The organism is Zafaria cholistanensis (assembly GCF_008580665.1).
Lineage (GTDB): Bacteria > Actinomycetota > Actinomycetes > Actinomycetales > Micrococcaceae > Zafaria > Zafaria cholistanensis.
The window spans coordinates 169,237-178,140 of record NZ_BKDJ01000009.1 but is presented as its reverse complement, the minus strand read 5'-3'; the positions used below and the strand labels follow the sequence as shown (position 1 = coordinate 178,140).

General features: G+C 71.1%; 6 protein-coding genes. 3 read left to right on the top strand and 3 right to left on the bottom strand.

The window, feature by feature from the left end; translation table 11 throughout:
* From NCCP_RS10180 to NCCP_RS10170, 3 genes are all read right to left on the bottom strand, one after another.
* Nucleotides 1–678, bottom strand: a 678-nt coding sequence (locus tag NCCP_RS10180; protein ID WP_308655503.1) for a biotin/lipoyl-containing protein, incomplete at its 3' end; no start/stop codon positions are given.
* A gap of 207 nt (nt 679–885) precedes the next feature.
* On the bottom strand, nt 886–2,265 hold the full coding sequence (gene lpdA, locus NCCP_RS10175) for a dihydrolipoyl dehydrogenase (RefSeq protein WP_149957130.1): 1,380 nt from the start codon (nt 2,263–2,265) through the stop codon (nt 886–888).
* Nucleotides 2,266–2,518: 253 nt separating this feature from the next.
* Nucleotides 2,519–4,036, bottom strand: coding sequence for a leucyl aminopeptidase (locus NCCP_RS10170; protein ID WP_149957129.1), 1,518 nt, complete (start codon nt 4,034–4,036; stop codon nt 2,519–2,521).
* 325 nt (nt 4,037–4,361) lie between these two features.
* On the opposite strand from NCCP_RS10170, the gene NCCP_RS10165 reads away from it, so the two are divergent.
* From NCCP_RS10165 to NCCP_RS10155, 3 genes are all read left to right on the top strand, one after another.
* Nucleotides 4,362–5,285, top strand: coding sequence for a proteasome assembly chaperone family protein (locus NCCP_RS10165; RefSeq protein ID WP_149957141.1), 924 nt, complete (start codon nt 4,362–4,364; stop codon nt 5,283–5,285).
* A 240-nt stretch (nt 5,286–5,525) separates the two neighbouring features.
* The gene (locus NCCP_RS10160) at nt 5,526–6,821 is read left to right on the top strand and encodes a DUF4192 domain-containing protein (protein ID WP_149957128.1); all 1,296 of its coding nucleotides are present in this window, start codon (nt 5,526–5,528) and stop codon (nt 6,819–6,821) included.
* Between the two features lie 219 nt (nt 6,822–7,040).
* Nucleotides 7,041–8,378, top strand: a complete 1,338-nt coding sequence (locus NCCP_RS10155) for an RNA polymerase sigma factor (RefSeq protein WP_225873783.1) — start codon at nt 7,041–7,043, stop codon at nt 8,376–8,378.
* The last annotated feature ends 526 nt before the right edge of the window (nt 8,379–8,904 follow it).

Genomic DNA, 8,904 nt, shown 5'->3' with positions numbered 1-8,904 from the left:
TGCCGGAGCCTCCGCGGGCGCGGCCTGCGGTGCCGGAGCGGGGGCCTCGGCGGGCGCGGCCGGAGCCGCGGGGGCGGCGGCCGGGGCGGCACCGGCCGAGCCCACGATGGCCAGCACGGAACCGACCTCGGCGGTCTCATCCTCTCCCACGCGGATCTCCAGCAGGGTGCCGGCAACCGGGGACGGGATCTCGGTGTCAACCTTGTCGGTGGAGACCTCCAGCAGCGGCTCGTCGACGGCGACCTCTTCGCCGACCTGCTTGAGCCAGCGGGTCACGGTGCCCTCGGTGACGGATTCGCCGAGCGCCGGCAGGGTGACTTCGGTGCCGGACGCCGGCGCTGCCGGCGCGGCCTCCGCCGCGGGGGCGGCCTCGGGGGCCGGAGCGGCCTCGGGTGCCGGGGCGGGTGCGGCCTCGGGGGCCGGAGCGGAGGCCGCTCCGGAACCGTCACCGATGCGCACCAGCGCGGCGCCGACCTCGGCGGTCTCGTCCTCGGCCACGAGGATTTCCTCGATCACGCCGGCGACCGGGGAGGGAATCTCGGTGTCGACCTTGTCGGTGGAGACCTCCAGCAGCGGCTCGTCCACCTCAACGCGGTCGCCGACCTGCTTGAGCCAACGCGTAACGGTGCCTTCGGTGACGCTTTCACCAAGGGCGGGCAAGTTCACGGTTTCAGACATGTCGTCCCCGTTCTCCTAAAGCTGTTTGGGTTGTCAGCTGTTCGTGTTTCCAGCTGTCTATCTGTGCTCGGGCCTTCTGCGCTCGGGCCATTCGGGACCGGCCTGGCGTCCGTGCCCGGGCCGGCGGTGCGGAACGGCCGCCGCCGGCCATGTAGCGGATGCGTGCCGCCCGCCCGCGGGCGCGGACGGGCGGCACGTGATGCCTGTCTAGCCGTGCAGCGGCTTGCCGGCCAGGGCCAGCGCGGTCTCGCCCAGGGCCTCGTTCTGGGTCGGGTGGGCGTGGATCAACTGGGCGACGTCCTCGGGGTACGCCTCCCAGTTCACGATCAGCTGCGCCTCGCCGATCTGCTCGCCGATGCGGCCGCCGATGCCGTGGACGCCGACGATCGGGCCGTTCTTGACCCGGACCATCTTGATCAGGCCGGAGGTGCCCAGGATGGAGGACTTGCCGTTACCGGCCAGGTTGTATTCCTGGACCTCGATCTGGTCGTCGCCGAACTTCTCCTTGGCCTTGGGTTCGGAGTAGCCCACGGACATGATCTCCGGCTCGCAGTAAGTGACCTTCGGGATGTTGATGTCCTCCACGACCACCGGGTTCTGGCCGGCGATCTCCTCGGCGATGAAGATGCCCTGCTGGTAGCCGCGGTGGGCCAGCTGCACGCCCGGGACGATGTCGCCGATCGCGTAGATGTTGCCGACGCCCGTGTGCAGGCGCTCGTTGGTGATCACGAAGCCGCGGTCCAGGGTAAGGCCCTGCTCCTCGAAGCCCAGGCCCTCCGTGACCGGTCCGCGGCCGACGGCGACGAGCACGATGTCCGCCTCCAGGACGGTGCCGTTGGCCAGGGTGACCTTGGCGGAGGTCGCGTCCTGCTCGACCTTCTCGAAGAAAACGCCGGTGTTGAACTTGATGCCGCGCTTCTTGAAGGATCGTTCCAGGACCTTGATGATGGCCGGGTCCTCGTTGGGGACCAGGCTCGGCAGGCCCTCGACGATGGTGACGTCGACGCCGAAGGAGTTCCAGACGGAGGCGAACTCGACGCCGATCACGCCGCCCCCGAGCACGATGGCGCTCTTGGGAACGAAGTCCAGGTTCAGGGCCTCGGTGGAGGTCAGCACGCGGCCGCCGATTTCCAGGCCGAACGTGCGGGAGGTGGAACCCGTGGCCAGCACGATGTTCTTGCCCTTGTAGAGGACACCGTCGACGTCGATGGTGTCCTGGCCGACCAGGCGGCCGTTGCCCTCGATGACGTTGACCTTCTTCATCTTGAGCAGCCCGGAGAGGCCCTTGTACTTGCCGGCGACGATGCCGTCCTTGTAGCTGACCACGGCGGCCGGGTCGATCGACTCCAGGGTGGTGTTGATGCCGTACTTGGCGCTTTCGCGGGCATTGTCCGCCAGCTCCGCGGCGTGCAGGAACGCCTTCGTGGGGATGCAGCCGGTGTGCAGGCAGGTCCCGCCCAGCTTGGCCTTCTCCACCAGGCCGACGGTGAAGCCGAGCTGCACGGCGCGCAACGCGGCCGAGTAGCCGGCGCTGCCGCCGCCAAGGATGAGGACGTCGAATTCTTGCGCTGCTGCCGATTCGGCCACGTGAACGCTCCCTCGTGATTTTCGTGGCGCCCGCTTCGGGCGCCGGACATTGGGCATCGGGAACGCAGGGTTGGGCGCATTCCGGATACGGGCTGGTGATGTGTCAGGTTTACATTAGCCCTCCCGGGGACCGCCCGTCACACAGCGTGACGCACCCATCGGCGGTTCGTGACTCACCTGGCGCCACTTCGTGACGGGAGTCACTAAGGAAGGGGTTCCTTTGGCGCCGGCGGAGGGCGGGGAAGATCCGGCGTCAGCGCCCGGCGAAGTCCTCGGCCAGGGCCAGCAGGGTGCGCAGCGTCGAGCCCGTGGCGTTCTTGGGGGTGTATCCGTAAGGGGCCCCCTCGTTGTACGCCGGTCCGGCAATGTCCAGATGCGCCCACGGGATGGGGCGCCCGGCCTTTTCGCCGACAAACTCGGAGAGGAACACGGCCGCGGTCATCATGCCGCCGTGGCGTTCCCCGATGTTGGCCAAATCCGCCACCGGCGAATCAAGGGTGGCGCGCAGTTCCTCGGGAAGCGGCATGGGCCACGCCGCCTCCCCGGCGGCATCCGCGGCCGCCTTTACGCGGTCGCGCAGGCCGTCGTCGCCCATGATGCCTGCGGTGCGGGTGCCCAGGGCCACCAGCTGGGCGCCGGTCAGGGTCGCCACGTCGATGATCGCATCCGGCTCCTCCCGGCTGGCGGCCACCAGGCCGTCGGCCATGACCAGGCGCCCCTCCGCGTCCGTGTTGAGGACCTCGACGGTCTTTCCGCCGAACATCGTCAGCACGTCGCCCGGACGCGTCGCGGCACCGGAGGGCATGTTTTCGGCCAGGCACAGCCACGCCGTGGCCCGCACCGGAAGGCCCAACTCGGCCACGGCGAGCACGGCCTGCAGCACCGTCGCCGCGCCGGCCATGTCCGACTTCATCAGGTGCATGTTCAGACCCGGCTTGAGCGAGATACCGCCGGTGTCGAAGGTGATGCCCTTGCCCACCAGTGCCAGGTGCGCCACCGGCCGGGCGGGGGAGTAGTCGACCTTGACCAGCCGCGGCGGACGCGAGGACCCGCGCCCCACGCCGATGAGGCCGCCGTAGCCTTCCTTTTCCAGCTGCTTCTCCTCCAGCACCGTGACCTTCACCGGCCACGGCTTGGCCGCCTCCCGGGCGGCCGCGGCGAACGATTCCGGGTACAGCAGGTTGGGGGCGGTGTTCACCAGGTCCCGCACGGCACGCACGCGCCGTCCCACGACGGCGGCGCGCTTGAGCGCCGCCGGCAGGGACTTCTCGGCACTGGCGGCGGTCGCGACCACAGCCTCGGCCAGGGGAACCTGGCGGGCCTCCGGTGCCTGGGCCCGGTGTCCGGTGAACGCATAGGCGCCCAAGGCTGCGCCCTCGGCCACCGCCGCGGCCGCCTCCACGGTCGGGGCGGGCAGTGCGAAGACCGCCTTGCGCACGCCGGACAACTGCCGCGCGGCCGCCCCGGCGGCACGCCGCAGCGCCTCCGCGGAGGGGGCGCCGCCGTCGAGCCTCCCGAGCCCGGTCAGCACCAGCACTCCGGCCTTGAGGCTGTCGGTGGAGGGCAGCCGGCGGACCTCGTCGGAGGCCCCGGTGATCCCCAGCAGGGGCAGCGAGGCTTCGAGGGCGGCGGTCTCCTGCGGCGCCAGCGGGGAGTTCAGCAGGCGCGGAGCCTCGGTATCCTGCGCCACGGCGACCACGACGGCGTCCGCCGGCAGGCGGCGGATATCGGGGGAAACGGCGGAGAGCTTGAGTTCGCTGGCAGATGTCACGGGTTGTCCTTAATGCGTTCCGGCCCGGCAATGCGGTGCGGAAGCGCGCTCGGCGGCGGGCCCCGAGCAGGGGTGTGGCCGCAAGGGTTCGTTTCCCTCCGATCGTAGCCCGGGCCGCCGCCGCGGCCGGGGTGCGGATTCGCCGCGCGTCGTCCGCGCGCCGGCCGGGCCTGCTGCGCTGGAGCGGGGCCGGGAATGTGCGGGGAGGCGCGGCGGAGGGGGCCGGGAAGAAAACCGGGGCCGGGCACGTTGCCTACCTGCGTGGCCGCCGGTGCATCCCCGCCCGCGGAACGTCCCTGGAAGGAGTGTCCCCGTGCTCGACCCGATGTCGCTGCTGACCCTCAACGAGCGGACCATCGACTCGGTCCGCAACCAGGGCCTGGGCCTGGTCGTGGCGCTGACGGGGCACGCCGATGCCGGGCAGGTCGTGCGCCAGGTGCGTGCCGAGCTGCTGGACAGCCTCGATGCCGAGCTGCTGGCCTCCTTCGATGCCGACCAGCTCCTTGACTACCGGGACCGCCGGCCCCAGATCTCCTTTCTGGGCGACCACTTCGCCGCCTACCAGGCGCCGCGGCTTGAGCTGTACCGCCTCACCGACGGGCTGGGGCAGGACTTTCTCCTGTTGACGGGTCCGGAGCCGGACCTGCAGTGGGAGCGGTTCGCCGCCGCCGTGGTGCTTTTGGCCCGGGCCCTGAACGTCCGGCTCGCGGCGTCCTTCGGCGCCGTCCCCATGCCCGTTCCCCACACCCGTCCGCTGGGGGTGACCGTGCACGGCAACCGTCCCGACCTCATCGAGGGCATCTCCACCTGGAAGCCGACCGCGGAGATCCCTGCCGCCGCGGCCCACCTGGTCGAGTTGAAGCTGATCGATGCCGGCCGCGAGGCCGTGGGCTATTCGCTGCACGTGCCCCACTACCTGGCGGAGGCCGAATACCCGCAGGTGGCCGTCGCGGCGCTCGAGTACCTCGGGGCGGCCCTGGGCCTGGGGTTGCCCACCGACCGGCTGCGCGAGGCCGCGCGGAGGGTGGAGGCGGAGATTGGCGAGCAGGTTGCCGGATCCCCCGAAGTGCAGCGGATGATTGCCGGCTTCGAGGCCCGCTTCGACGCCCGCGCCCCCGAGGACGGCCCGCGGTCGCTGCTGATCAACCCGGGCGCCGAACTGCCCGGCGGCGAGGAACTGGCCGAGGCCGCCGAGGCGTTCCTCGCCGGCCAGGCGGACGACGGCGGCCCTTCCGCCGAGGGCGGCTAGCCAGGCCGCAGGGCGCGGTCCGTCCCCCTGCCCGCCGCTTGTGCCCGGCGCTGTCTTTGTCCGGCGCTGTCTTTGCCGGGTACCCGTTTCTGCCTGACACAGACCGGCGTGCGGCACAGGCCGCCCGGCGCCAGCACCGGCCCCTCCACAGGCGGCGGTGGCACGCTGCCGCCCGTGCAGGCTCCACAACCGGCGCGGCGGCCCTGCCGCCGCGCCCTGGCTGCCGGGCACGCTCTAGCCATGGCTACCCCCACGAATCCCCGTCCGGTCCCTGTCCGCGACGCCGAGGGCGTCCTGGCCCTGGTGCCCCACCTGCTTGGCTTCCGTCCGCGCAACAGCCTTGTCTGTGTCCTCACCAGCGGAGACGCACTGCATGCCACACTGCGCGTCGACCTGCCGGAGGGCTGCGGGACATCCCGGTCCCGTGCCCCGGCGGCGGGGCCACCGGTGGAGCTGGCCGGCCGCCTGGCCCGCTTCCTGCGCACCGTCAAGGGCGCCACCGGCGTTTTCCTGGTGGTCTACTCGGATCCGCCCCTGCTGCAGGCCGCCCCAGACCGGCCCTTGTCCCCAGACAGGCCCTTGTCTCCGGACCGACCCTTGTCTCCGGACCGGCCCTTCTCCCCGAATGCGGCCGTGCCGCCGGTGCGGGACCTGGTCGAGGCGCTGGCCGGGGAACTGGAGGCCTGCGGCATGCCGGTCCAGGACGCGTGGCACGTGGGGGGTGGACGCTGGCGCTCCTACCTGTGCGCCAACCCCTCCTGCTGCCCTCCGCAGGGCAAGCCCCTGGAGGGAGTCGAACTGTCGGAGACGAACCTGCACTTGGTCCTGGCAGGCAGCAGTCCCCGCGGCGCCGAGCCCGGGGTTCCCGAACTCGGCGCCGGGGCCGAACCCTGGGTGGACCCCGGTTCCGTGCGCGCCGCGGTGACCGCGGTCCTGAACGGACCGGTCCGTCCCGGCCGCGCGGCCCTGCTGATGGACTGGTGCCGCCTCCTGGACGGGGACGGCCCCGCGCGCAGCGTCCCCGACCTCCTGCGGGGGCTGCGCGCGGACCCGCAGGCCACCGGCGCCCTGCTGGCGGCGCTCCACGACAGGGCGATCCGCGACTGCCTGCCGGCGGCTGCCGGGCTGTCGGCTGCGGACGGGGTGGCCGCGCTGACCGCGATCGAGCGCGGCAACGAACGCGCGCGGTGCGTGCGCCGGATGGCGGACTTCATGCTCGGTGCCTCGCCGGATGCCCCGGACTGGGGCCGGCTGGACCGGCTGCGGGAGCTGTGCGGAGCCCTGCTTCCGACCGCCCGGGCTGAGGACCGCTGTGCCCTGCTGTGCCTGGCGGCCTGGGTTGAGTGGGCCCGGGGCCGCGGCACCGCCGCCGGGGCGCTGCTGGATACGTGCGTGGCGGAACGCCCCGACTACCGGCTGGGGATCCTGCTGCGCGGCCTGGTGGGCTCGGGCCACATGCCGGACTGGGTCTCCGACCCCGCGCGCGCCTGGCGGGGGGACCGCGCGCTCATGGTGCCTCTGCCCGGGGAAACGTGAGACACTGGTAGTCGCAGACCCGGTTGGGTCCGTGTCCCGGGGCCGGTTGAACGGCCCGGTTTCGGCGCTTTCGGGCATCGGGAACAAGAGGACGGAAGCAGGCGTTGCAGTAGATGGGCCCTGTTTCCGGCCCGCCATGCGGCGGGACCCGGACTTGACAGGGTCATAGTGGTGTTACCGGCAGGTGGCACCGCGGACAAACCGCGAGAAAGGTAATTCGTGCCCGCTTCCAGCAGCCCGACGGCAGCCGAGAACAACGAGGCCGAGGTGCAGATGACGCCGCAGCAGAAGGCGGCTGCCACACGTGCCCGGAACAAGGCGGCTAAGGCCGCCGGTGGCGATGCGGCCACCGCGAAGCCCGCCCGCGGGCGGAAGAAGGCCGAGGCGGCCCCCGCCGCTGCCGAGGCCGCGGAGGTCGACGAGGACCAGGACGACGTCGAGCCCGACGGCCCCGAGGGCGACGTCGTCGTCGAGGAGATCGACGTCGTCGAGGACCTGGAGGTCGCCGAGGAGGACGCCGAGGACGAATCCACCGAGGAGGTGGCGGCCGCCCCGGCTGCCGCGCCGGCCGAGGACGAGACCAAGGGCTTCATCATCACCTCCGACGAGGACGACGCGCCCCAGCAGCAGGTCCTCGTGGCCGGCGCCACCGCCGACCCGGTCAAGGACTACCTCAAGCAGATCGGCAAGGTCGCCCTGCTCAACGCCGAGCAGGAGGTGGACCTGGCCCTGCGCATCGAGGCCGGCCTGTACGCCGAGGAGAAGCTCAAGGCCGACGACGGCAGCATGGACAAGCGCCTGCGCTGGGACCTGGAGCAGATCGTCCACGACGGCAAGATTGCCAAGAACCACCTGCTCGAGGCCAACCTGCGCCTGGTCGTGTCGCTGGCCAAGCGCTACACCGGCCGCGGCATGCTTTTCCTGGACCTGATCCAGGAAGGCAACCTGGGCCTGATCCGCGCGGTGGAGAAGTTCGACTACACCAAGGGCTTCAAGTTCTCCACCTACGCGACCTGGTGGATCCGCCAGGCCATCACCCGTGCCATGGCCGACCAGGCACGCACCATCCGCATCCCGGTGCACATGGTCGAGGTCATCAACAAGCTGGCCCGCGTCCAGCGCCAGATGCTCCAGGACCTGGGCCGCGAGCCCACCCCGGACGAGCTGGCCAAGGAACTGGACATGACCCCCGAAAAGGTCGTCGAGGTCCAGAAGTACGGCCGCGAGCCGATCTCGCTGCACACCCCGCTGGGCGAGGACGGCGACTCCGAGTTCGGCGACCTCATCGAGGACTCCGAAGCAGTGGTTCCGGCGGACGCGGTGAGCTTCACCCTGCTCCAGGAGCAGCTGCACTCGGTGCTGGACACCCTGTCCGAGCGTGAGGCCGGCGTGGTCGCCATGCGCTTCGGGCTGACCGACGGCCAGCCCAAGACGCTGGACGAGATTGGCAAGGTGTACGGGGTCACCCGCGAGCGCATCCGCCAGATCGAGTCCAAGACCATGTCGAAGCTGCGCCACCCGTCGCGGTCCCAGGTGCTGCGCGACTACCTGGACTGAGTCCAAGCTGCTATGCAGTGTTATCGCTTGTCGGAAGTGCCTTTCGGGGCCTGGCGACCGGGCGGTAGCACTGCATGGCGCGTGTAGTCCAGATGGTGCCAGAACGTCATGCATGACGACTGCGGCACCCCCTGACCACGCATTTCTGCCGCCGTCCCGGGTGCCGTCTCCGCGTGCCCGGCGCAAAAGCCCGGCTACCGTGAAGAGCTACACCAACAGCGTGAATGCGTTCCTGGAGCGGGCCCGCGATACAGGGGCGCCAGGAGTGCTGCACAAGTCCACCATGAATGCCTTCACTGCGCATCTACTCGATACCGGCCGCGAAGCCGCCACTGTGCCGCGAAGCCGCCACTGTGCCACTGCCCGGTCCCGGTTTGCGAGCCCGCCGAGACGAGGCCATTGGGCGGATCATGGCGTAAACCGGCACCGTGCGGGAGAATGCGCCGCGATGCTCCTGGATGACGTCAACCTGTTGGGGGGACGGCCATCGTGCGTCGCGGTAAGGGCGGCACAGGCCGAGTGGTGT

Excerpts from the sequence above, each read along its gene's own strand:
- NCCP_RS10165 (WP_149957141.1), top strand. The coding sequence starts at position 4,362 with ATGTCGCTGCTGACCCTCAACGAGCGGACCATCGACTCGGTCCGCAAC.
- NCCP_RS10160 (WP_149957128.1), top strand. The coding sequence starts at position 5,526 with ATGGCTACCCCCACGAATCCCCGTCCGGTCCCTGTCCGCGACGCCGAG.